The 21,291-nt window shown below is 57.7% G+C and carries 23 protein-coding genes and 1 riboswitch; of the genes, 8 read left to right on the forward strand and 15 right to left on the reverse strand.

The window, feature by feature from the left end; translation table 11 throughout:
- The first annotated feature begins 3 nt into the window (after positions 1-3).
- The 3 genes from AKU79_RS15645 (at position 4) to AKU79_RS15655 (ending at position 4,001) form a co-directional block, all read left to right on the forward strand.
- On the forward strand, positions 4-2,229 hold the full coding sequence (locus AKU79_RS15645) for an ABC transporter permease (protein WP_050524506.1): 2,226 nt from the start codon (positions 4-6) through the stop codon (positions 2,227-2,229).
- A gap of 3 nt (positions 2,230-2,232) precedes the next feature.
- Positions 2,233-3,300 (forward strand): ABC transporter ATP-binding protein, encoded by a 1,068-nt coding sequence (locus tag AKU79_RS15650; RefSeq protein WP_050524507.1) that lies wholly within the window; start codon positions 2,233-2,235, stop codon positions 3,298-3,300.
- A 43-nt stretch (positions 3,301-3,343) separates the two neighbouring features.
- Positions 3,344-3,482, forward strand: a riboswitch (FMN riboswitch).
- Between the two features lie 63 nt (positions 3,483-3,545).
- Complete coding sequence (locus tag AKU79_RS15655; protein ID WP_050524508.1) at positions 3,546-4,001, forward strand: 6,7-dimethyl-8-ribityllumazine synthase; 456 nt, start codon at positions 3,546-3,548, stop codon at positions 3,999-4,001.
- On the opposite strand, the gene AKU79_RS15660 is transcribed toward AKU79_RS15655, so the two are convergent.
- The 14 genes from AKU79_RS15660 to AKU79_RS15725 form a co-directional block, all read right to left on the reverse strand.
- A complete protein-coding gene (locus AKU79_RS15660; RefSeq protein WP_050524848.1) occupies positions 3,989-4,786 on the reverse strand; it encodes an inositol monophosphatase family protein in 798 nt (265 codons plus the stop codon). The two genes, AKU79_RS15655 and AKU79_RS15660, sit on opposite strands and share 13 nt — an antisense overlap.
- A gap of 156 nt (positions 4,787-4,942) precedes the next feature.
- A complete protein-coding gene (locus AKU79_RS15665; RefSeq protein ID WP_050524509.1) occupies positions 4,943-5,881 on the reverse strand; it encodes an MBL fold metallo-hydrolase in 939 nt (312 codons plus the stop codon).
- Between the two features lie 3 nt (positions 5,882-5,884).
- Positions 5,885-6,775, reverse strand: a complete 891-nt coding sequence (locus AKU79_RS15670; RefSeq protein ID WP_050524510.1) for an MBL fold metallo-hydrolase — start codon at positions 6,773-6,775, stop codon at positions 5,885-5,887.
- A 52-nt stretch (positions 6,776-6,827) separates the two neighbouring features.
- Positions 6,828-8,078 (reverse strand): NAD(P)/FAD-dependent oxidoreductase, encoded by a 1,251-nt coding sequence (locus AKU79_RS15675; protein ID WP_050524511.1) that lies wholly within the window; start codon positions 8,076-8,078, stop codon positions 6,828-6,830.
- A gap of 22 nt (positions 8,079-8,100) precedes the next feature.
- Positions 8,101-8,409 (reverse strand): c-type cytochrome, encoded by a 309-nt coding sequence (locus AKU79_RS15680; protein WP_050524512.1) that lies wholly within the window; start codon positions 8,407-8,409, stop codon positions 8,101-8,103.
- On the reverse strand, positions 8,410-9,516 hold the full coding sequence (locus AKU79_RS15685) for a c-type cytochrome (protein ID WP_050524513.1): 1,107 nt from the start codon (positions 9,514-9,516) through the stop codon (positions 8,410-8,412).
- Complete coding sequence (gene soxC / locus AKU79_RS15690) at positions 9,500-10,759, reverse strand: sulfite dehydrogenase (protein WP_050524514.1); 1,260 nt, start codon at positions 10,757-10,759, stop codon at positions 9,500-9,502. The genes AKU79_RS15685 and soxC overlap by 17 nt, the downstream gene beginning before the upstream one ends.
- 27 nt (positions 10,760-10,786) lie before the next feature.
- Entirely contained in the window at positions 10,787-12,478 is a 1,692-nt protein-coding gene (soxB, locus tag AKU79_RS15695; protein WP_050524515.1) for a thiosulfohydrolase SoxB, read from the reverse strand.
- A gap of 122 nt (positions 12,479-12,600) precedes the next feature.
- Positions 12,601-13,461 (reverse strand): sulfur oxidation c-type cytochrome SoxA, encoded by an 861-nt coding sequence (gene soxA / locus AKU79_RS15700; protein WP_050524516.1) that lies wholly within the window; start codon positions 13,459-13,461, stop codon positions 12,601-12,603.
- Positions 13,462-13,492: 31 nt separating this feature from the next.
- Positions 13,493-13,822, reverse strand: a complete 330-nt coding sequence (gene soxZ, locus AKU79_RS15705; RefSeq protein ID WP_050524517.1) for a thiosulfate oxidation carrier complex protein SoxZ — start codon at positions 13,820-13,822, stop codon at positions 13,493-13,495.
- Positions 13,823-13,839: 17 nt separating this feature from the next.
- The gene (gene soxY / locus AKU79_RS15710) at positions 13,840-14,259 is read right to left on the reverse strand and encodes a thiosulfate oxidation carrier protein SoxY (protein WP_050524518.1); all 420 of its coding nucleotides are present in this window, start codon (positions 14,257-14,259) and stop codon (positions 13,840-13,842) included.
- 51 nt (positions 14,260-14,310) lie between these two features.
- Positions 14,311-14,784: a sulfur oxidation c-type cytochrome SoxX gene (gene soxX, locus AKU79_RS15715; protein WP_082224076.1), complete on the reverse strand. Its 474-nt coding sequence runs from the start codon at positions 14,782-14,784 to the stop codon at positions 14,311-14,313.
- A gap of 174 nt (positions 14,785-14,958) precedes the next feature.
- On the reverse strand, positions 14,959-15,519 hold the full coding sequence (locus tag AKU79_RS15720) for a thioredoxin family protein (protein ID WP_050524519.1): 561 nt from the start codon (positions 15,517-15,519) through the stop codon (positions 14,959-14,961).
- A gap of 21 nt (positions 15,520-15,540) precedes the next feature.
- Positions 15,541-16,278 (reverse strand): cytochrome c biogenesis CcdA family protein, encoded by a 738-nt coding sequence (locus tag AKU79_RS15725; protein WP_050524850.1) that lies wholly within the window; start codon positions 16,276-16,278, stop codon positions 15,541-15,543.
- A 155-nt stretch (positions 16,279-16,433) separates the two neighbouring features.
- Between AKU79_RS15725 and AKU79_RS15730 the strand changes: the two genes are divergently transcribed.
- The 3 genes from AKU79_RS15730 to AKU79_RS15740 all read left to right on the forward strand — a co-directional run bounded on the left by AKU79_RS15730 (position 16,434) and on the right by AKU79_RS15740 (position 18,334).
- A complete protein-coding gene (locus AKU79_RS15730) occupies positions 16,434-16,826 on the forward strand; it encodes a thioredoxin domain-containing protein (RefSeq protein WP_050524520.1) in 393 nt (130 codons plus the stop codon).
- 80 nt (positions 16,827-16,906) lie between these two features.
- Positions 16,907-17,263, forward strand: coding sequence for an ArsR/SmtB family transcription factor (locus AKU79_RS15735; RefSeq protein WP_050524521.1), 357 nt, complete (start codon positions 16,907-16,909; stop codon positions 17,261-17,263).
- A 24-nt stretch (positions 17,264-17,287) separates the two neighbouring features.
- Complete coding sequence (locus AKU79_RS15740) at positions 17,288-18,334, forward strand: YeeE/YedE family protein (RefSeq protein WP_050524522.1); 1,047 nt, start codon at positions 17,288-17,290, stop codon at positions 18,332-18,334.
- Here AKU79_RS15740 and AKU79_RS15745 read toward each other — a convergent pair.
- On the reverse strand, positions 18,309-19,091 hold the full coding sequence (locus AKU79_RS15745) for a DeoR/GlpR family DNA-binding transcription regulator (protein ID WP_050524523.1): 783 nt from the start codon (positions 19,089-19,091) through the stop codon (positions 18,309-18,311). The two genes, AKU79_RS15740 and AKU79_RS15745, sit on opposite strands and share 26 nt — an antisense overlap.
- Positions 19,092-19,248: 157 nt before the next feature.
- On the opposite strand from AKU79_RS15745, the gene AKU79_RS15750 reads away from it, so the two are divergent.
- The gene (locus tag AKU79_RS15750; protein ID WP_050524524.1) at positions 19,249-20,196 is read left to right on the forward strand and encodes an ABC transporter substrate-binding protein; all 948 of its coding nucleotides are present in this window, start codon (positions 19,249-19,251) and stop codon (positions 20,194-20,196) included.
- Between the two features lie 42 nt (positions 20,197-20,238).
- Positions 20,239-21,288 carry a quaternary amine ABC transporter ATP-binding protein gene (locus AKU79_RS15755; protein WP_050524525.1) on the forward strand — a complete coding sequence of 350 codons (1,050 nt, stop codon included), beginning with the start codon at positions 20,239-20,241 and terminating at the stop codon, positions 21,286-21,288.
- Positions 21,289-21,291 lie beyond the last annotated feature (3 nt).

The raw sequence follows: 21,291 nt of genomic DNA on the forward strand, positions 1-21,291 counted from the left end.
CCATTGCGGACTGTAACCTCTGAACGCACCACCCATCCGGTTTTGATCTTTTGGATCATCGCCGGATGGGTCGGTTATTTCCTTTTGCCTTGGTATGGGGTGGAGGATTTTTATAGCCTTGAATGGCTGTTTGACGGCTATCCGACAGACCCCGATCATGCCCCCGCCGCGATGCTGATCGCGCTGGGCCAAAAGCTGTGGCTGGCGCCGATGCTGCCCGCGCTGATTGCGCCGCTGTTGGTGCTGAGGCGGCGCAAAACCGACCCGATTTATGGGGTTGTGCTGATTGCTGCAGGTGGTTTCGGTTTTGCATGGCTTGTGGCGCAGGGTTTGGGCATTGGGCTGCGCGGGTTTAATTATGAATGGATGACGGCGCTGTTTGGCCCGTTAGAAGACCGGCAGTTTGGCATGGGGTATGGCGCGCTGATCGTGGCGTCGGCGTTTTTGTTTCTGTTCACCCAAGGTATTGCGGCGCGGGGTGCGGTGAACGGCGATGTGTTCGTAACCGCGGCGATTGGCGGTGTGATCGCCATTGTGTCGATCTTTGTTTTCTTTCCCATCGTGAAAATGCTGGGGGCTGCCTTTGTTTCGGATGAGGGCGGCTATTCGATTGTTGAATTTTTCGGCAAGTTTGTAGACCGGCGCATTTGGGGGCTTGGCTGTTTTTCGGGCACCAGTTGCGGGGCGGCGTGGAACTCGTTGTTCCTGGCGGTGCTGGTGGGTGTGATTACGACGCTGCTGGGGCTTGTGTTCGCGCTGGTGCTGACGCGGTCGCGGTTTCGGTACAAGCAAAGCCTGCGGGCGTTGACGGTATTGCCGATTATCACCCCGCCGTTTGTGATCGGGCTGGCGCTGATCTTGCTGTTCGGGTTGTCGGGCACGGTGACGCAATGGGTTTCGGGTGTGCTGGGCGTGCAGCCGACGCGGTGGCTGTACGGGCTGCCGGGGGTGTTGCTGGCGCAGGTTCTGGCCTTTACCCCGATTGCGTTTTTGGTGCTGATCGGCGTGGTCGAAGGCGTGTCGCCAAGTATGGAAGAGGCGGCGCAGACCCTGCGTGCCAACCGCTGGCAGGTATTTCGTACGGTGTCTTTGCCGCTGATGCGCCCCGGTTTGGCGAATGCGTTTTTGCTGGGGTTCATCGAAAGCATGGCCGATTTTGGCAACCCGCTGGTGCTGGGCGGCAATTTCGATGTGCTGAGTACCGAGATCTTTTTCGCCATCGTCGGCGCGCAATATGACCAAAGCCGCGCTGCGATTTTGGCGATGGTTTTGCTGGGCTTTACGCTGGGCGCGTTTTACTTGCAGCGGTTCTGGCTGGGCAAGAAAAGCTATACCACCGTGACCGGCAAAGGCGATGCGGGCGTTCACCCTGAAATGCCGCTGGGCCTTGCCTTGCCAATTTATGCGGTGGCGGCGGTGTGGGCGCTGTTTACGATTATGGTTTATCTTTACATCGTCTACGGATCATTCGTGCAGCTTTGGGGTGTGGACGATACGCTGACGTTCAAGCATTACCTGACCGCCTTTGCCGTAAGCTGGGGTGACAATGGTGTGCGCTGGACGGGCTCGGCGTGGGACAGTTTCTTTACCACGATCATGATCGCGACGATTGCGGCACCGTTCACGGCGGCGGTGGGGTTGATTACGGCCTATTTGCTGACGCGGCAGAACTTCGCAGGCAAAAAGTCGTTCGAATTTGGCACGATGCTGTCATTTGCCATTCCCGGTACGGTGATCGGGGTGGCCTATATTCTGGCGTTCAACGTGCCACCGATTGAGATAACGGGAACGGGGATTATTCTGGTCATCAGCTTTGTGTTCCGCAACATGCCGGTGGGTGTGCGGGCGGGGATTGCGTCGATGAGCCAACTGGACAAATCGCTGGACGAATCGTCACTAACCTTGGGCGCGAACTCTTGGCAGACCTTTCGGCGGGTGATTTTGCCACTGCTGCGGCCCGCAATTCTGGCGGCATTGGTCTATAGTTTCGTGCGGGCGATGACGGCGATTTCGGCGGTGATTTTTCTTGTGTCGGCACGGTATGACATGGCGACAAGCTATATCATCGGGCGGGTGGAAAACAATGATTACGGGCTGGCGATTGCCTACTCAACCGCGCTGATTTTTGTGATGCTGATCGCGGTCGGGGCGCTGCAACTGGCCGTTGGGCGCACCAAAATCGGGCGGCGCAGTTCAAATCAGGGCAGCTCAAATTCGGGGGGGCATTAAGACATGGTCAAGATCAACGCCAAGGCGGCCTCGGTCAGCTTTAAAGGGGTGACAAAGGTGTACGGGCGCGATGTGGTGGCCGTGGATAACATTGACCTTGAGGTTGCGGCGGGGTCTTTGGTGACGCTGCTTGGCCCTTCGGGTTGCGGGAAAACCACGACCCTGCGGATGATCGCGGGGCTGGAAATTGCCAGCAAGGGCCAGATTTATATCGGCGATAAGGATGTGACCACGCTGCCTGCGACCGACCGTGATGTGTCGATGGTGTTTCAATCCTATGCGCTGTTTCCGCATATGACGGTGATGGAAAACGTTAGCTACGGGTTGAAATTTTCAGGCTTTGACAAGTCGGAAACCAAGGATCGCGCGGTGGCTGGCCTTGGGCTGGTTGGCCTGACGGGTTTCGGTGACCGCTTGCCAAGCGAGCTGTCGGGTGGGCAACAGCAGCGGGTTGCCGTGGCGCGGGCGCTGGTGCTGGAACCGCAGGTGTTGCTGTTTGACGAACCGCTGTCGAACCTTGATGCCAAGCTGCGCCGCCAAGTGCGCGAGGAAATTCGCGAGATCCAGCAAAACCTTGGGCTGACGGTTGTTTACGTGACCCATGACCAAGAGGAGGCGCTGGCGGTTTCGGATGAAATCGTGGTGATGCGCAATGCGGGTATCGCCCAAAAGGGCACGCCACGCGACCTGTACGAGGCGCCTGCCGATGCCTTTGTCGCCGATTTTATTGGTGAGGCGAACCTGATCCCTTGTGAGATTTTGTCGGTCACCGGTGATACGGCCGAGATCGGGATTGGTGATTTCCGGCATTCCTTGGCGTCGCGCGGGTTGCGGCCCGGCGAGGCGCGGGTGGCGGTGCGGCCCAGCCGGGTGCGGATTGGTGCGGATGGGCAAGGGATGCCTGCCCGCATTGCCAAAGCAACCTATGTTGGCAGCCGGATGGAATACACGGTTGAGGCGGCTTTTGGCAGCCTGTTTGCTGTGCTGGATGATGTAACCGCGCCGCTGCGGGTTGGTGAGGATGTGATGCTGTCTTTCGCAGCGTCAGGGCCGGTTTTGGTGCCTGAATAGTCGTGCCGGTCTTGCCATTTGGCGCGGCTGCGTTTTAGGGTGCGGGCGTTCTCGGGGCGGGGTGCAATTCCCCACCGGCGGTGATAGCCCGCGAGCGCTTATGGATTTCCTTGAAATCCTGAGGTCAGCAGACTCGGTGTAATTCCGGGGCCGACGGTATAGTCCGGATGGAAGGAACAACGGTGGGGGTGGTTTTACCGCCCTTGCTGCGCCTTGGGGGCCTGACATGTAACAGGAAGGTTCCTATGACTGAAAAATTGACAATCGCCTTTATCAAGGCCCGCTGGCATGCCGAGATCGTCGATCAGGCGTTGGCAGGGTTTGCTGCGGGTATGGAGGCCGCAGGGCGTGAAGCGCATGTGGTAAGCTATGACGTGCCCGGCGCGTTTGAAATGCCGTTGCTGGCGCAAAAGCTGGCCGAAACGGGCAAGTTTGATGCCATTGTTGCCGCGGCTTTGGTGGTGGATGGTGGGATTTACCGGCATGATTTTGTCGCTGCCGCCGTGGTGAACGGGTTGATGGAGGCGCAGTTGAAAACCGGTGTGCCGGTGTTTTCGGTCAGCCTGACGCCGCACCATTTCCAGCCCACGCCCGACCATGTGGGGTTCTATTCCCAGCATTTCCTGAAAAAGGGGGCCGAGGCGGCGAAGGCTGTTTTGGGCGTGGTTGATATTGATCTGGCGGCGGTTCAAGCCTTGTAGGCTTGATCGGCCATAGCCTGCACCTGATCAAAAAGCTCGGCGGTTGCAACCACCACGCGGCCGCCGTTTGCGATCATATCATCAGCGTTTTGCGGCTCGACCTTGCCGCCTGCCTCGGCAATCATCAGCTGGCCTGCGATGCAATCCCACGCGTTCATATGTTCCTCGACATAGCCCAGCAATTTGCCCTGTGCGACATAGGCAAGGCTGAGTGCGCCCGAGCCGTTGCGCCAGAACACGCCGCCGGCCTGCACAATCAAGTCAATAAGGGTGATCACACTGCCGCTGGCACGGGTGCGGCCGGAAAAGCCGACGCCAAGCGAGCCGTTGGTAATTGGGCGGCCCTGCAGGGTGCGGATGGGTTTGTCATTGCAAAACGCGCCGTTGCCCAGCATGGCATGGTTGCATTCATCATGCACAGGGTCGTGGATAATGCCCGCCACGGTTTGGCCGTTTTGCACAATCGCGATGGCCACACACCATTGCGGAATGCCGTGAATGAAATTGGTGGTGCCGTCGATCGGGTCGATAACCCAGGTAAAGCCCGAGGTGCCGGGCGCGGGCGCGTCTTCCTCGCCCACAATCGCATCATCGGGAAAGGCAGCGGAAATCGCGGCGCGGACAAGGGTTTCGACGTTTTTATCGGCCTCGGACACGAAATCCTGATGGGATTTGGACTCGATGGTAAGGGTATCAAAGCTGTTGAAATACTTAAGCCCCAGCGCGCCCGCATCCCGCGCGATGGTTTGCGCAGCTTGGTAGCGAATGGTGATAGCGTCCGACATCTTGTTGCCCCCTTTTGGCATGTCCCAAATTTTCCGCGAAATTCATAGCCGATAGAGTGTGCGGCTATTCACATGACCACAAGGGGGAAATTGTAAGATACGCCGCGCCAATGGGCGATTTGGGCTATCGCAGAAAATTCGGGGTGTGCGGTGGGGCTATTCAAACTCCATTTCCGCGAAAACCACGCCTGCGTTCTTGGTTGCAAGTTCTTCGAAAGTGTCGAGGTTTTTATAAGGCGTTTGATCGACGTAATAGGCACCTGCAAGGTCGCCGCCGGCATCGAGATGCTCGGCAATCTTTTCGCGCAGGTAAACAAGGTAGTCATGCGTATAGCGGGTGACCTGGGCGAAATTGGTCGGGTGGCCGTGGCCGGGGATGACATAGGTTGGCGACAGGTCGGTCAGCGGCCCTTCCCAAGTTTCAATCCAGCAACTGGTGCAGGTGCCTTGGAATATCGGGGGCATGCGTTCGTGAAAGGCAATGTCGCCTGCGATCATCAGCCCTTGATCGGGTAGCCAAACCTGCGTGTCACCGGGGGAATGGGCCGGGCCGAGGTGCAGCACCTCGATGCGGAAATCGCCCATTGTGATTTCGCGCTTGTCGGTAAAGGTTTCGGTTGGGCCCATTGGATCTGTGCCCTCGGCGTTTTCGCGTGCATAGGCCTTGAGCGCGGTCAGTGATTGGCCGGCGCTATGGTCAAATTCGGCTGCGGCATCGGCATGCGCCAGCACGGGCACGCCTTGTTCGATCCAGTAGTTGTTGCCAAGCATGGCGTGGCCTTGGCCGTTTTCATTGATCACCAGTTTTACCGGTTGGCCGGTGACAGCCTTGATTTCATCATGCAAGGCGCGCGCCAGCAGGTAGGATGCGCCGGAATTGACCACGACAACCCCGTCACCTGTAACGATGAAGGACAGGTTGTTGTTATGACCTGCGTTTTCATAGGTGGGCGGGGCGGTGGCGCCGATTGCCGAAAAGATATGCGGGATTACCTCGACCGGTTTGGAATAGAGCAGCGATTGCGGGTATTGGTCGGGGATATCTTCGGAGGCAAAGGCGGGCGTGGCGAGCAAGAGGAGGGCGAGAAAACGCATGGGTTATCCTTCGACGTATGAATAGCTGTCGCCTTGGCGGGTCACGGTGCCGATGCCGCCGCCGGGCAGGTGAAAGCCAACGATTTGCAGGTTGTCGGCGGTGATCTGATCCAGCAGGGCGATGCGGGTGGTCGCGGCCATCGCGGGGTCTTGGTCAGACGGGGTGGCAAAGCCGGGTTGTTCAAAGGCGACGAAGTTGTTGGAAATCGCATCGCCGGTAATCAGCGCCTTGCCACCCACAATAAAGGACATATGGCCCGGTGTATGGCCGGGCGAAAGGCGGGCGGTGACGCCTGGGACGGGCTCGGCCCCGTCAGTGAAAAACTGGAGTTGTTCGGCCAGAATATCAAGGCGGCGGGCGGCGCCAGCGGCAAAGGTTGTGCGCGCCGCGCCGATGGTGTTCACGGTGTCGGGGTCGGTCCAATAGTCAAATTCGGACTGTCCGATAAAGTATTCGGCATTGGCGAATTGCGGTTCGTCAAAATCATCCAGCAGGCCCCAGAGGTGGTCGGGGTGGGCGTGGGTAAAGACGACATGGGTGATATCATCATGGGTGATGCCAGCCGCTGCCAGTGCCTCGTCTAACTTGCCTGCAGAGGGCATGAAATCGGGGCCGGCACCAACATCAAACAGCACATTTCGGGTGCCGTCCTGATACAGGGTGACATTGCAGGGCGGGGTATAGCTGTTGGCATCAAGGTTGTATTTCTGGCGCATGGCTGCCGCCAACGCCGGGTCCATCTGGGCCAAGACGAAATCACCGGGCAGGGTAAGGTTGCCATCGGACAGGGTAATCAGCTTGCCCTGACCCAAGCCGAGCTCGGTGGCGGCAAAGCCTGTGCGGGGCAGTGCGAGGGCAGCGGCGGAAAGGGCCAGAAAATCGCGTCGTTTCATTGTTTTGTCCTTTGGGTTGGCGGGCCGATCGGGTGCGGCCCGCCCTTATTGGTTAGCCAAACATGTCGGTGGTGATGCCCGTGTACCAGCCGAGGCTTTCGTTATAGGTTGCTTTGCGTAGGGCGGCGTCTTCGCCGGTTTGGCTGATAAACGTGTCTACACTTGCGATTTTTTCGGGTGTGGGCGCATAGCTGGCACCGACCTTGACGCCGTCATCGGCCGCGATCAGTGACCAGCAGGTGTTGGCGTATTTCGCCGGGAATACAGGTGACCCTGTCAGTGCGCCGCGAATGTGGTTGGCTGCGACTTTGGCCTGAGAATTGGCCGAGAATCCGGATTTCGGCATATCCCCCTGGTTCGTGGCATCGCCGAGGACATAGATGTTTTCGTCCAGTCTGGACAGCATGCTGTCAGCATGTACGGGCGCCCAGTTGTTTTCGGTTACGCCTGCAATGCTGGCAATATCACCCGCGCGCTGGGCGGGGATGACGTTGCAGACATCAACTTTTTCGGCTTCGCCATCGACAACAACCTCCATCGTATCGGGGCGCACCTCAATCGCGCTGCCGCCCATATCGGGGCCGATGCGGGTGATCATCCCGGGGTAGTGTTTGTTCCAGCCTTCTTCAAACAGCGCCTGTTTCGAGAATTTGTCCTTGGGGTCGAGGATCAGGATTTTCGCTGTCGGGTTGTTGGCTTGCAGATAGGTGGCGACCATCGACGCGCGTTCATAGGGGCCGGGGGGGCAGCGATAGGGGTTGGGTGGTGCGACCATGGCAAAGGTGCCACCGGGGCGCATCGCCGCGATCTGGGCCTGCAAGGGCTGTTGCGTGCCGCCTTTATAGGCGTGGGGCATGGCGTCTTGCGCGGCCAAGGACCAGCCCGCGACTGAGCCGTCAATGAAATCAATGCCCGGCGACAGCACCAGCTTGTCATAGGGAAGGGTATTGCCAGAGGCGAGTGTGACGGTTTTGGCTGCGCGGTCCACGCCGGTTGCAAGGTCATGCACAATGTTGATGCCATAGGCGGCGGCAAGTTTGTCATAGCTATGGCCAAGGCTTTCAAAGCTGCGAAAGCCGCCAAGATAGAGGTTGGAAAAGAAGCAGGTGTAATAGGTCTGTGAGGGTTCAACCAGCACGACATCCAGCGCGCCTTTGCTATCTTTGGCCAGATAGCGGGCGGCAGTGGCCCCGCCTGCACCGCCGCCGATAATGATAACGCGGGGTCGGGTTTGGGCCTTTACCATCGGGGCGGCGAGTGTGGCTGTCAGCGAGGCGAGAAACAGGCGTCTGTTAAATGTCATCGTGTCTTCTCTCCGTTCTGGTTCAGTTTTCAATGCTTTCGTAATAGGCGGCGAGGGCCGCTATTTCGTCATCCGACAGGCGGCCAGCGATCATTTGCATGATAGGGTTGGGCCGCGTTTTGGATTTATAGCCCTGCAAGGCTGCCACGAAATCGGCGGCCGGCCAATGGGTGATAGCCGGGATGCCATTGCTTGTGCCGGCCGCAAGGTGGCAGGTCGTGCATTCGCCCGACAGGTATTCGCCATAGGCCGGGTCGCCAAGGGTTTGGGCCGCAGCGCCGGTAGAAAGCGCTGCGGCAAGTGTGCCGAGGAGATATGCCCCCCTGCCCATCTATTGCGCGAAGGTTGAAAGATAGGCGATCACGGCATCGCGGTCTTCGGCCGATTTCAAACCGGCAAAGGACATCTTGGTTTTTGCGATCAGCGACTTTGGCTTTTCAAGGAAAGCATGCAGGTTTGCACTGTCCCAAACCAAGCCACCTGCCGCCGCCTCGGCCATATCGGACGAGTATTTGAACCCGTCTGCCGCACCGGCTGCGTGGCCGACGATGCCGTTCAGCGCGGGGCCAACGGCGTTTTTGGCACCTTCACCGACCTTGTGGCAGGCCTTGCATTTCTTGAACACCTTTTCGCCGGCTGCAATCAAAGCAGGGTCTGCTGCGGCCAGTTCAACGGCAGGTTCGGCTGCGGGCGCCTCGGCTTTGGTTTCAGGCGCGGCGGCGGGTTCTGCTGTAGGCGCGGCCGCTGGTTCGGCTGCGGGTGCGGCAGTGCCACCTTCGCCCGACGCGCCCGCAGGCGCAGCCGAACCATCTGTCGGGTCGCCGGGGGTTACATCCAGCACCGTCGCGTGCATGGTGATTTTCACATCGTCTTTGCAGTTTTCCATACAGGCGGGTGCGGAAAACTGGGCGTATTCGGTTTCAGCCCGGTTATCGAGGAAGAAACCATCTGCGTTTGGCAATTTGAATTCGGCCAGATTTTCATTCGACAGAACGTAATCATCCTCAATCAAATCATTGGAATAGAGGATATAGGCGGTGATCGCGTATACCTCATCCGGCGCAAGGGTCTGGGCGTTGCCAAAGGGCATCGAGCGGTTGACGTAATCCCATAGGGTGGACACATGCGGCCAATAGCTGCCGACGGTTTTCAGCGGATCTTTGCGGTTCAGCGTTCCCATGCCGCCCGCCAGTTTGGGCCAGTTGCCGATACCTTCGGCAAAGTCACCGTGGCAGGATGCGCATTTTTCGGCAAAGATTTCCTCGCCGTCGATCGCATCGCCTGACCCCACGGGCAAGCCCACGCCATCGGGGCGCACGTCATGGTTCCATGCAGCGACTTCCTCGGGCAGGGCGGGGCGGCCGAGGCCAAGCTTTTCCGCCAGAGCAGGCGTTGCCAGTAATGTGGCGGCTAGGGTTAGATTAAGAAACTTCGACATTTTCAGCCTCGCCGTTTGGTTTGACCCACCAGGTTTGGATACAGTTGTTATGATAGACCGAGTTTTCGCCACGTACGGCACGCAAGGCGGCCTTGGTCGGTTGCACATATCCGGTGCTGTCGGTGGCGCGTGATTGCAGCAGCATTTCTTCGCCCTGCCAGTTGTGGTCGAGATAGAACCGCGTCAGCGCCATCGGCTGGCCGGGGGCGGCAAGCCGTGCCGGTTTCCAGTTTTTGCCACCATCCAGTGACACATCAACGCCCGTGATCGGGCCGCGGCCGGACCATGCAAGGCCGGTAATGACCAGCGGGCCGTGACCATGGGTGATCGGCATCTGCGGGCTGGGCGCGGTGACAATCGATTTGGCATCCATGACCCAAGTGAACTTGCGGCTGGTGCCGTCTTCCATGGTGTCGGTGTATTTCGAGGTTTCTTCGCGGCTTTCGACCGGCGCATCGGTTACTTCAATCCGGCGCAACCATTTGACCCAGAGGTTGCCCTCCCACCCCGGCACGACAAGGCGGACAGGATAGCCGTGTTCCATGCGCAGCGCCTCGCCATTGGCTTTGAACGCGATCATGCAATCATCCAGCGCCTTTTCCATCGGAATAGACCGCCCGTTCGACGAGGCATCGGCCCCTTCGACATAGAGCCATTTGCCCTCGGGTTTGATGCCGGCCTCATCCAGCAGGGTACGCAGGGTGATGCCGGTGTATTCCATGTTATGGATCATGCCATGGGTATATTGTGCGCCGTTCAGTTGCGCGCCTGCCCATTCCATGCCGGTATTGGCCGCACATTCCAAAAAGAACGTGCGCGTCACACGCGGAAAGCGCTCCAGATCGGCGTAGGTAAAGACCAATTCCTGATCAACCAAACCGTTGATCATCAGGCGGTAGTCTTGTTTCGACAGCTCAATCGCGCCCGAGTGGTGGCGTTCAAATGCGCAGCCGGCGGGGGTGATGGTGCCATCCAGCGCGTGAATAGGTGTAAAGTTGATCGAGGAAATCGGATCAGCCGTTAGCCATGACACGTTGCGGCGAATGACATCTGATTCAAACCGGATTGGCAGGCCGTAAGGTGTTTCATCGACACCGGCACCCCAGCCCGAGGCCCAATCTTGGACTTCGGTGATAAGCGGGTCGGCGGTTTGGGCGCGCGCGGCGGCTGCACTGGCGACAAGCGCCGTGCTGCCTGCCAAAAAGCCGCGCCGTGTTGCGCCAGTTGTGGGTTTGTCTGACATGACGAAACCTTTCTAAAGCGGTTGGGTTTAGGCCCCGGTGACGGTGACCGAGGTGTTGGGTTCAAGTTTAACGGTGCCGATTTTGCGAATATGCGCCTCGACCACATCCCAGATCGGCGGGCCTTCGGTGCCTTCATTCACTGACGCCCAGCCGGCCACGGTATAGGTGCGGGCAGGATCAATCGCCTCACCCGTTTTCAGGTGGGTCATGTTGGAAATGCGTTCACCGATGGGTTTGGAAACGTCGATGGCATAGCCCATGCCACCCACCCGCACCATGTCGCCGCCTTGCTGGTAATAGGGGTCGGTGTTAAACAGGTTATCGGCCACGTCCTCTAGGATGACGTTCAGAAACTCGCCTGTCATTTCGGTGCGGTAGCAGTTGGGATAGGTCATCGAGGTGGCGTTGTAGATGTCTTCGCGGGTGATGTTATCGCCCGGCATCACAGACGCCCCCCAGCGCACGCCCGGCGACATGACGATTTCGGCGTCACGTTCCGATAGCATGGCATCGCAGATCAGATCATCCCACGTACCGTTAAAGTTGCCTCGGCGGTACAGCAGGCTGTCGGTGGTGCCGATGACTTCTTCTAGCTGGTCTTTGTACGGCGCGCGTTCGGCGTCGATCAGGTCGGCCATTTCGGCATCGGGGGTGATCACGTCTGCAAAGATCGGGATCAGTTTGTGGCGAAAGCCCATCATCTTGCCATCGCGCACGTCCAGATCCACGCGGCTGACATATTTGCCGTGGCTGCCCGACGCGATCAGGATGGTTTCGCCCACCAGAACGGGCTCGGGGATGGCGTCATGGGTGTGGCCGGTCAGGATAACGTCGATGCCGGTAACGCGGCTGGCCATCTTGCGATCCACGTCAAAGCCGTTATGCGATAGAACAACGACCAGATCAGCCCCTTCGGCGCGCACCTCATCGACCATTTCCTGCATTCGTTCATCGCGGATACCGAATGAATACTCGGGGAACATCCAGCCGGGGTTGGCGATGGGCATATAAGGGAAAGCCTGACCGATAACGGCGATTTTGCTGCCGCCGCGTTCGAACCATGTATAGGGGTCAAAGGCGGGTTCATCCCATTCTTTATCAAAGATATTCTGGCCGAGGAACGGGAAGGGCAGGCCTTCGACGATCTCTTTCACACGCTCGGTGCCAAAGGTCCATTCCCAATGCGAGGTCATCGCCTCAACGCCAAGCTGGTTCATCACGTTGACCATATCCTGACCCTTGGTCAAAAGGCTGGTCATCGAGCCGTGCCACGTGTCACCACCATCCAGAATAATCGCCTCGGGGCGGTCGGCGCGGATGGATTTGACTACGGTTGCCACGCGGTCCATGCCACCCATTTTGCCATAGGCTTTGCCGAGCGAGGTGAAATCCTCATAGGTCAGGGCATAAGCTTCAGGGCTACCCGGTTTCAGGTTGAACATCTTGATGAAGTCCATACCGGTCACATGCGGCGGCACGCCTTTCACATCGCCCACGCCGATGTTGATTTCGGGTTCACGAAACCAGATCGGTTTTAGCTGGGCGTGGATGTCGGTGATATGCACCAATGTGATGTTGCCGAACGTATCAAACTGCAACAGCTGATCTTGGGTCAGCACTTGCTGGGCGGCCAGACGCGCCCAATTGCCAACGCCAGACGCGCCGTACAGCGCCGATGCGGCCACCGAGGCCTGTAAAAACTCGCGCCGCGAGATCATGATGCGTTCCTTTCAAGACATGCCTTTCCCGGTCACCCGAACGGGGTGTGAAAGGCCGAAGACAGAATTTCAAAAATTTCCAAACGAATGCGGGCGCCCGCCTTTGGGGCGCCCGTAAAGGGTTAGTTGCGGACCGAAACGCCTTCGACCGCCAAACCATTGCCACGCGAGGCGACGTAGAGTTCCAACGCGTTAAATTCATCCGAGCCGATTTTGAAGGTTTCGGCACGGGTATCGCGCACGCAGCCAACAAAGCGGCCTTGCGCGGTGGTCAGCTTGGTGTCTTTCAGGCGGTAAACCGGAAAGCCGTTGGTCTGACCTTGGGACAAATGGTCCGAGCGGATGTAGTTGCCGTAGTTTTGCTCATGGCAGTTGGCGCAAGACAGTTCCAGTTGGCCATAACGGGTGTAATACATCTCTTTGCCCTTCTCATAGAAAGGGGCGGCGGCACCATCCGTGGCGACATTCATAATCTCGCCACGCGATTGTACCGAGATCAGCGCCATAACATCGGTCATAGCCTCGGCTTTATCACCCCATGCCTCGGCACCCATGCGGGTGGTGCGGCAGTCGTTGATATAGGCCTCGATATTCATCAGCTTGCCGGTTTTGGCATCCACACGCGGGGTCACTGCGCGCAGTCCCTTCATGCTTTCGGGGCCCTCGTGGCACGAAGCGCAAGATTTGCCCTCGGTGCCATCAACAGTGTTCCAGGAATCCAAGCCACGATCGACATAGATCATGCCCGGATTGTCGAAATCATCGGCCTCCATCGCGCGGGTGTCTGCATCCCGGAAATGCCAACCGGAATACAGCTCGGGCAGGGCGCCATCGAGATGGGCCGATGCCGGAGCGCGCGTCACGATTTCGGTGCCATCGATGACAAGCGTATCATCGGCGGCCTCGGCGTTGGCCATGCCTGCAAAGGCAAAGCCAAGTACTGCGGTAGCGGCCAGTGCCGTCTTGATTGTCCGCGGCGTCATATTGTTTCCTCCCTATATGTTGCTACGGAAATCAGCTGATCGCGATTGGCTTGCTGTCTTCATAGACAGAGCCATCGTCATCATACCAAGTGAATTTGAACTCGCCCGCTTCACCGATCATCGCCTCGAATTCGATGTACGGGTTGGTCGAGATTGCCGGTTCCAGCGTCACGTCGATTACGTTCTTGCCGTTAAAATCGCAGGTGAAACGGTTGATGATCGACCGCGGGATCAACGCGCCGTCTTTGTCCTTGCGCTGGCCGGATTCCATCGGGTGGCTGATCAGCGTTTTCACAACAACTGCCTCGCCAGCCTTGGCTGACTTTGGCACTTTTACGCGGGGTTTTACATCGTTTGCCATGTTTTTCTCTCCCTAACTCAGCCGCCGCAGCCGCCGATGGTGACTTTTACTTCCGAAGAGGTGCGAACGAAGGTGCCGTCTGCCAATTTGGCGATGGCGATCACGTTTTGCGTCTTGGACAGGCGAATACGGGTCGAGGCCGCATGTGCGCCTGCCAATTCGCCAAAGTTAAAGGTCACAACTGCGGGTGTCGGGTTGCCTGCTGCCAAAACCAAAATTGACGACGCACCGGGCGCATCAACGGAAATTGGAACAGTGTTGCCGTTTTCAGCGATCTCTGGTGCGGTCAGCGTAACGCCGGCGCCATCGGTTACAGCAGCACCACCGGTAAAGGCAGCAACAGCGTCATCTACGCTTGCCAAAGCAGACATCGGGATGGCAGCTGCAGCCACGCTTCCCAAAGCAAGCACAAGGGCTTCTCTTCTTGAAAGGATCATTCCTTCACTCCTCAATCGCGTCCGGACATGCCGGACAGGGGTGTCACGGGTTTATTCTTTGAACGTCTGCAAATAGGCGACAACGTCCTCGATTTGCTGGGCACTCAAAATCGGTGGCAGCGGCTCTGTGCCTGCTTTGCCTGTGTAGGCATCGCCTGGGCGGATATAGCCGGATGTCTTGTAGAACGAGGGCATTACGGTGCCATCGAACATCATTTTCGCGTTGGCAACGATGCCGCGCAATTGCTCGGGCGTCCAACGATCGGCAGCGCCATCAAGCGCGGGGCCAACAGTGCCGGGGAACGGAATATCCTTGCTGATTTCCGCCGCATGGCAGGCAACGCAATTCCCCAAACCGGCCGTTGAGAAAACCTTTTTGCCGTCTTCCGCATTGCCTGCGGTGCCGGAAAGTGATTGTGCAATTGCGCCGTCCGTAAATTCTACGTTTTCCGGTGCAATCTCTGCCATGGCAACCGTTGCGCCAAGCGCAGAAATAGCCATGCCAATAAAAATTTGGCGCGTCATTCGAAAACCTCCCTGTTTCCTCCGAATCCGAGGATAGACCAAGCATCCCACACTATGCAATAATGATATTTCAATTATTGCATATATTGCTGGTTTTTAGCGCTATCGCGCGGTTAACATTCAGAATTGTGCCAGGAATGGGGGGCGGAGGGGTCTTCGATAGATGCTTTTCCTTTAACCTTGGTCTGCCATGGTGCGGGCAAGATATTTCTGGAAATGCTCGCCCGTCAGATATTCCTTGTCCTTGATCCAAGTCAAAAGCGCGGCAGTTGTCCCTTTCCCAAATGCACCCGGCATCGAAACAATGGCGGCTTGCTGGGCCGTTTTGCCATCCTCAACCTCTTCGGGGAAAAACATCATTGTGGGGGTGAACACCACGCCCCAGCGCTGCGCCATTTCCTTTTCGGGCAGGGCGGTGCCGTCAAAATCGGTGACTTCGACATCGCCAAACAGGTTCATCTGCACGACGAAATAATTGTCACGGATCAGCGCATCGATTTTCGGGTCGGGAAACACTTCCTCATGCATTTTGGTGCAATAAATGCAGCCGCGCTGCTCCCAAATCACAAGCAAACGCTTGCCCTCGGCATTCGCCTCATGCAGGTCTTCGCGCAAGTCTTTGAAGGTGTCGCGCAACCAAGTGGGCTTATGCAAACCATCATCGCCCAGCTCAGTGGCCGAAACGGGCAGGGCAAGGGCGATTAGGGTCGCAATAGTAGCAAAAATACGGGCCATCAGAGCCTCCTCGTTATGCGGTTATTTCAGCGTGCCTGACCAATCAAAATTCCGGATCATAAAGTCGGCAATGTAATTGACAGAATTCGTCGCGATCAGAATGGCAAAGACAATCAGCATCGCGCCCATGATCTTTTCAACATAGCCAAGGTATTTGCGGTTGCGCCCGACCCAGGCCAAGAAAGGCTTGGCAAATAGCGCTGCAATGACAAAGGGCAGGGTCATCGACAGGCCGTAAACCAGCAACAACGACCCGCCTTGCCACAAATCGCCCATCCCGCTGGCGACCATCAAAATCGCAGCCAAGGCGGGCCCGACACAAGGCGTCCAGCCAAAGCCAAAGGCCAGCCCCATCACATAGGCACCAATAAGGCTCGAAGGCTCGGTTTTGGCATCCAGCCGCGCTTCGCGGTATAAAAACGGCACCTTTACAATGCCCAGAAAATGCAACCCAAACACCAACAATACCGCAGCGGCGACATAGGAAAGCTGGTCTTTCCACTGGATAAACGCCTGCCCCAATGCTGTCGCGCCCAACCCCAACAGCACAAAGATTGAGGTCACACCCAAAGCAAAGGCAATCGCCGACCCGACAAGCCGCTTTTGCGCACCGGGCGCTATCCCTCCGTCACTTCGCAACTCCTGCATCGAAATCCCTGCCATATAAGACAGGTAAAACGGCACCATCGGCAAAATGCAGGGCGATAAAAAGCTTAGCAGCCCCGCCAGCGCCGCCCCCCCATAGCTGATCTCAAACATATACCGCGCCTTCATTCATCTTGGCAAAAATACCTCACGGGGGGTCCGGGGGGCGTGAAGCCCCCCGGCGACCGTCGCAAGCGCAAGCTTTCAAGGCACTTGCGTTAACACTGATTCATATTACAATGTGAATATATTTTGTCAGGTCGTCAATCATGCGCGTCATCGTCAAAGCTATCCGCACGCTGTTTCGTCAATGCGCCCTTGCGCTTGGCTTTTTTCTGGCGGCCCATGTCATGGCTGCAGCCCAGGGGGCAACGCTTTATATGGTTGAACAACCCGGCTGTATCTATTGCGCGCGCTGGGATGATGAGGTGGGCGATGCCTATCACAAAACCGCCGAAGGCCGGGCTGCGCCACTGAAACGCATCCAGCTGCGCGACCCATTGCCCGAGGGCATCAGCTTTGGCCGCAAAGCCGTGTTTACGCCAACCTTTATCCTGGTTCAAAACAATCAAGAGCTGGAACGGATAGAAGGCTATCCCGGCGAGGATTTCTTTTACGGGATGCTGGGGGTGATGCTGAAAAACGCCGGAATCACGCCTTAAAGGCCAGCTAAGCGTTTTGCTTTTGCGGATAGGCAGGTCTATGTGCCATAAGCGAACAAAGCCGAAGGAGAGTTCAGGGAATGCCGCCTGACACAAGCAGACCAGACCCCTTCTTGACCGGTGCATCCTGCGCCGCCATTCCGCCCGAAAAGATGTTGGAAAACGCTGAAGAGGCTGCCAATTTCCTAAAGGCTTTGGCACATGAAGGCAGGTTGATGATCTTATGCCACCTGTCGTCGGGCCCAAAAAGCGTGACCGAGTTGGAAAACCTGCTAGCCTCTCGTCAGGCTGCAGTCAGCCAGCAACTGGCGCGTTTGCGGCTCGAAGGGCTGGTTTCGGCGCGGCGCGATGGCAAGACAATCTTTTATTCATTACAAGACCCCAAGGTCTTGCGTGCGGTCGCCCTAATTTATGATCTGTTTTGTGACCCGAGTTAAAAACCGCAAGAAAAGGGGCTGACAATGGAAAACCTACCCTTTGGCGTCTGGGCCGCACTGGCGGGGCTGTTGGCGGGCGTTGTGTTAGGTCTTTCGGCGCGTTTGGGCGATTTTTGCACGCTCGGCGCGCTTGAGTCGGCGCTATATGGTGATGATCAGCGGCGGTTGCGGTTGTGGGGTGTCGTGCTGGGCGTCGCGATTTTTGGCACCTATCTGGGTGACAGCCTTGGGTTTATCAATATCGGCGCCAGTTTTTACCATCAGATCGCTTGGGACCCGATGGCCTCGATCGTTGGCGGGTTGCTGTTTGGCTATGGTATGGCGATGGCCGGAAATTGCGGCTTTGGCGCTTTGGTCCGCTTTGGCGGCGGTGATTTGCGGTCGCTTGTGGTTGTGGTCGTGATGGGGGTTTTTGCCTTTGTCGCGCTGTCGGGGCCGCTTGCGCCTTTGCGGATTGCCTTGTTTTCGCAAGCCGATTCGACTGGGCCACAGGGTATCGCCTTTGCTGTTCAGGCTTTGACCGGCCTGTCGCCGCTGTTGACAGCCGGGGTGATTGCCTTGGGGTTTCTGGCTTGGGCCTTGGCACATAAGGGTTTGCGCCAGTCACCGCGGCAGTTGGTCTGGGGGGTGGCGGCGGGGCTTGCGGTCGTATGGTCGTTTGCGGCGACAAGCTGGCTGGCGAATGCCAGTTTTGACGCGGTGCAGGTTGAAGGGCTGTCCTTTACCGCGCCTTTGGGGCGCACATTAATCTGGCTGATGACATCAACCGCCGGTGGTATTTCATTCTCGGTTGGTACGGTCTGCGGGGTGTTGGTTGGTGCGTTTGCAGGCTCGCTCTGGCGTGGCCTGTTCCGCTGGGAGGCCTGCGAAGACCCGCGCGAGTTGGGGCGGCAAGTGTCGGGTGCGGCGATGATGGGCGTGGGTGGCGTGGTGGCGCTGGGCTGTTCGGTCGGCCAAGGGGTTTCAGGTTTTGCCACGCTTGCGTGGTCGGGGCCGGTCACGCTGGCCGCGATTGCGCTGGGGGCAACGTTTGGCTTGCGGCAGCTTATTGGTGGGTTTCAGCCGGATTAGAGCCGCTTGCGACCGTCAGCTTTACCCCTGCCTGCCGCAACCCGCCCATGATTTCAGCAGAGACCTTTGCATCGGTAATCAGCGCATCCAGCCCGTCAAATTCGCATACCGTCACCAGCCCGCGCCGCCCGAATTTGCTGGCATCGGTAATCAACACACGCTGGTCGGCCCGTGACAGCAGGGCACGGGCAAACTCTACCTCGGATTCTTCATAGTCCATCACCTCATTGCCATCGACAGCCCCGGCCGAAATAAAGGCATGCGCGGCGGAAAACCCGTTTACAAAGCGTACAGCTTGCGCACCCAGCACGGCACCGCTGTCACCAATAATCTGGCCGCCTGCCAAAAACACGCGGTTGCCGTCACCCATCGCCAAGGTACGTGCGACATCTGTTGAATTGGTAATGATTGTCAGTTGCTTATGTCCAGTCAGGGCGCGCGCCAAAAAGCTGGTCGTTGTACCCGTGTCCATCATCACTGCGTCGCCGTGGCGTATTGTTGCGGCTGCGGCGGCGGCAATGGCCTGCTTGGCGGCGGCATTTTCGCGCATTCGACGGCGAAACGGTGCCTCTCCGGCCTGTGATGACAGGCTGATCGCCCCGTGCATCCGCAAAACCGCACCGCCATCCACCAGCGGGCGCACGTCACGGCGAATGGTTTCCAGACTGACATCCATCGCCTTGGCCAGCGCCGAGATTGTCACGGTGCCTTTTTCATCCAGAATTTTCAGTATTTCGGTATGGCGTTTTGACAGCATAGTGGGCCTTGGGGAGGTGACCGTTATTTAGGCAATATTACAGAGTTTCGGGCATAACCAGTCACAAAATACACATAAAGCCACAAAATACATTTGACTCAAACCCGAACTCGCGCGTTACTTGTTGTGATTCAGCAAATTCAATTGGGGGGGTGGAATGAAGATCAATCACATGATGCGGCTTGGCGTTTCGGTCATCGCGCTTACGGCGGGGGCGGCCTTGGCCCAGGAAAGCACCGATCCGATCAAGCTTACGCTGCATGATTGGACCGGCCAGTTGATTACCACCGAATTGATGGGCTCGATCCTGCAAAAGGCCGGCTATAACGTCGAATATGTTCAAGCCGATTATTTGGCACAATTTGCCGGGTTAGAGACGGGCGATCTGCATGTTGCCATGGAAATGTGGGAAACCACAGGCCGCGAGGCGATGGATGCGGCGACGGCCACAGGTAAGGTTGTGAACCTTGGGCCAACAGGGATGAAGGCCAAAGAGGAATGGTGGTATCCGTCCTATATGGTTGAAAAATGCCCCGGCTTGCCGAATTGGGAGGCATTGAAAGAGCCTGCCTGCGCCGAGGCGTTCGCTACCGCCGAAACCGCGCCCAAAGGCCGGTACTTGGGTGGCCCCGTTACATGGGGCGGGTTTGATGAGGAACGGATCGAGGCACTAGACCTGCCTTTTGAGGTAATCCACGCAGGCACCGATGCCGCCCTTTTTGCCGAGCTGGAGTCTGCCGTACAGCGCAAAGCGCCGATCATGTTGTGGATTTATGCACCGCATTGGGCGCCTGCCAAGTTTGAAGGCGATTGGGTCGCCTTTCCCGAATATACGCCCGAATGTTACAGCGACCCAGCTTGGGGCATAAACCCCGATATGGCCTATGATTGCGGCAAGCCGTTTGGCGAGATTTGGAAGGTCGGCTGGGCGGGTCTTGCCGATAAATGGCCGGGTGCCGAAAAGGCGATCAAGGCATTTACCATTGATAATGCCGAAATGGGGGCAATGATTACCGAAGTCGATCTGAACGGTAAAACTGTAGAGGCGGTCGTCGCTGACTGGATGGAAAAGAATGAGGCGCGCTGGTCTGGCTGGATCAACTGATCTGGCCGCGTCGTTCCTCTGGCTGCTGCCCACGATCCCCTCATGGGTGGCAGCCTCCTTTTGCCGGAGGTGTGTGTGACTGACCCTGCGCCAAAACTACTTTGCCGCGATGTGTGGAAGATCTTTGGCCCGAATGGTGCTGGCGTTTTGCGCGATCTTGGGCCTGAAGCCAAGGCCAGCCAATTTGCGGCGCGTGGCCATGTGGCGGCGGTGCGATCTGTAGATCTGGCGGTGAATGAGGGCGAAATTTTCGTCATCATGGGGCTGTCAGGGTCTGGAAAGTCGACATTGGTGCGATGTTTGTCACGGTTGATAGAGCCAACCTCGGGCGAAATCTGGTTTCACGGGCAAAACCTGTTGGCAGCATCCGAAGATGAAATGCGGCAGTTGCGGCGGCATAAAATGGGGATGGTGTTTCAGCATTTCGCGCTGTTGCCGCATATGTCGGTGCTGCAAAATGTGGCATTTCCATTAGAGGTCCAAGGCGTTGCCCGTGCGGCCCGTGAAGAAACCGCGCGCAAGATGATCGCGCTTGTCGGTCTTGACGGTCGTGAAACTGCGCTGCCTCGGCAGCTTTCGGGTGGGCAGCAACAACGGGTTGGCATTGCCCGCTCATTGGCCGCCGACCCCGAGCTGTGGTTTCTGGATGAGCCGTTTTCGGCACTGGATCCGTTAATCAGGCGCGAAATGCAGGACGAATTCATGCGCCTGCAATCGGTGCTGAAAAAGACGATCGTGTTTATTACCCATGATTTTGATGAGGCAATCCGTCTGGCCGACAAAATCGCCATCATGAAAGATGGCGCTGTGGTGCAGCAGGGCACACCAGAAGACATCGTTTTGAACCCTGCGACCGATTATGTCGCCGAATTTACCCGTGCCGTGCCGCGCGCCAAAGTCGTGCGCGTGGCAAGCGTGATGCGACCCGCAGGCGCCGAAGAGCCTGCGGCAACGATTGCCGCCACGGCCAAGATTGCCGAGGCTGCGCCGTTGTTTTTGGCCGAAACCGTATTGCGCGTGGTCGGTGCGCAAGGCGAAACCCTTGGGCATTTGCAGCGTGATGATGTTGTTGCCCTGATGTTGGGGGGCTAGGGC

The sequence above is a fragment of the Pseudorhodobacter wandonensis genome, from assembly GCF_001202035.1.
In the GTDB taxonomy this organism is placed as follows: domain Bacteria; phylum Pseudomonadota; class Alphaproteobacteria; order Rhodobacterales; family Rhodobacteraceae; genus Pseudorhodobacter; species Pseudorhodobacter wandonensis.

Bases quoted from the DNA above. Each gene is read 5' to 3' on its own strand.
- AKU79_RS15650 (WP_050524507.1), top strand. From the start codon at position 2,233: ATGGTCAAGATCAACGCCAAGGCGGCCTCGGTCAGCTTTAAAGGGGTG.
- AKU79_RS15655 (WP_050524508.1), top strand. From the start codon at position 3,546: ATGACTGAAAAATTGACAATCGCCTTTATCAAGGCCCGCTGGCATGCC.
- AKU79_RS15660 (WP_050524848.1), bottom strand. From the start codon at position 4,786: ATGTCGGACGCTATCACCATTCGCTACCAAGCTGCGCAAACCATCGCG.
- AKU79_RS15665 (WP_050524509.1), bottom strand. From the start codon at position 5,881: ATGCGTTTTCTCGCCCTCCTCTTGCTCGCCACGCCCGCCTTTGCCTCC.
- AKU79_RS15670 (WP_050524510.1), bottom strand. From the start codon at position 6,775: ATGAAACGACGCGATTTTCTGGCCCTTTCCGCCGCTGCCCTCGCACTG.
- AKU79_RS15675 (WP_050524511.1), bottom strand. From the start codon at position 8,078: ATGACATTTAACAGACGCCTGTTTCTCGCCTCGCTGACAGCCACACTC.
- AKU79_RS15680 (WP_050524512.1), bottom strand. From the start codon at position 8,409: ATGGGCAGGGGGGCATATCTCCTCGGCACACTTGCCGCAGCGCTTTCT.
- AKU79_RS15685 (WP_050524513.1), bottom strand. From the start codon at position 9,516: ATGTCGAAGTTTCTTAATCTAACCCTAGCCGCCACATTACTGGCAACG.
- soxC (WP_050524514.1), bottom strand. From the start codon at position 10,759: ATGTCAGACAAACCCACAACTGGCGCAACACGGCGCGGCTTTTTGGCA.
- soxB (WP_050524515.1), bottom strand. From the start codon at position 12,478: ATGATCTCGCGGCGCGAGTTTTTACAGGCCTCGGTGGCCGCATCGGCG.
- soxA (WP_050524516.1), bottom strand. From the start codon at position 13,461: ATGACGCCGCGGACAATCAAGACGGCACTGGCCGCTACCGCAGTACTT.
- soxZ (WP_050524517.1), bottom strand. From the start codon at position 13,822: ATGGCAAACGATGTAAAACCCCGCGTAAAAGTGCCAAAGTCAGCCAAG.
- soxY (WP_050524518.1), bottom strand. From the start codon at position 14,259: ATGATCCTTTCAAGAAGAGAAGCCCTTGTGCTTGCTTTGGGAAGCGTG.
- soxX (WP_082224076.1), bottom strand. From the start codon at position 14,784: ATGACGCGCCAAATTTTTATTGGCATGGCTATTTCTGCGCTTGGCGCA.
- AKU79_RS15720 (WP_050524519.1), bottom strand. From the start codon at position 15,519: ATGGCCCGTATTTTTGCTACTATTGCGACCCTAATCGCCCTTGCCCTG.
- AKU79_RS15725 (WP_050524850.1), bottom strand. From the start codon at position 16,278: ATGTTTGAGATCAGCTATGGGGGGGCGGCGCTGGCGGGGCTGCTAAGC.
- AKU79_RS15730 (WP_050524520.1), top strand. From the start codon at position 16,434: ATGCGCGTCATCGTCAAAGCTATCCGCACGCTGTTTCGTCAATGCGCC.
- AKU79_RS15735 (WP_050524521.1), top strand. From the start codon at position 16,907: ATGCCGCCTGACACAAGCAGACCAGACCCCTTCTTGACCGGTGCATCC.
- AKU79_RS15740 (WP_050524522.1), top strand. From the start codon at position 17,288: ATGGAAAACCTACCCTTTGGCGTCTGGGCCGCACTGGCGGGGCTGTTG.
- AKU79_RS15745 (WP_050524523.1), bottom strand. From the start codon at position 19,091: ATGCTGTCAAAACGCCATACCGAAATACTGAAAATTCTGGATGAAAAA.
- AKU79_RS15750 (WP_050524524.1), top strand. From the start codon at position 19,249: ATGAAGATCAATCACATGATGCGGCTTGGCGTTTCGGTCATCGCGCTT.
- AKU79_RS15755 (WP_050524525.1), top strand. From the start codon at position 20,239: ATGGGTGGCAGCCTCCTTTTGCCGGAGGTGTGTGTGACTGACCCTGCG.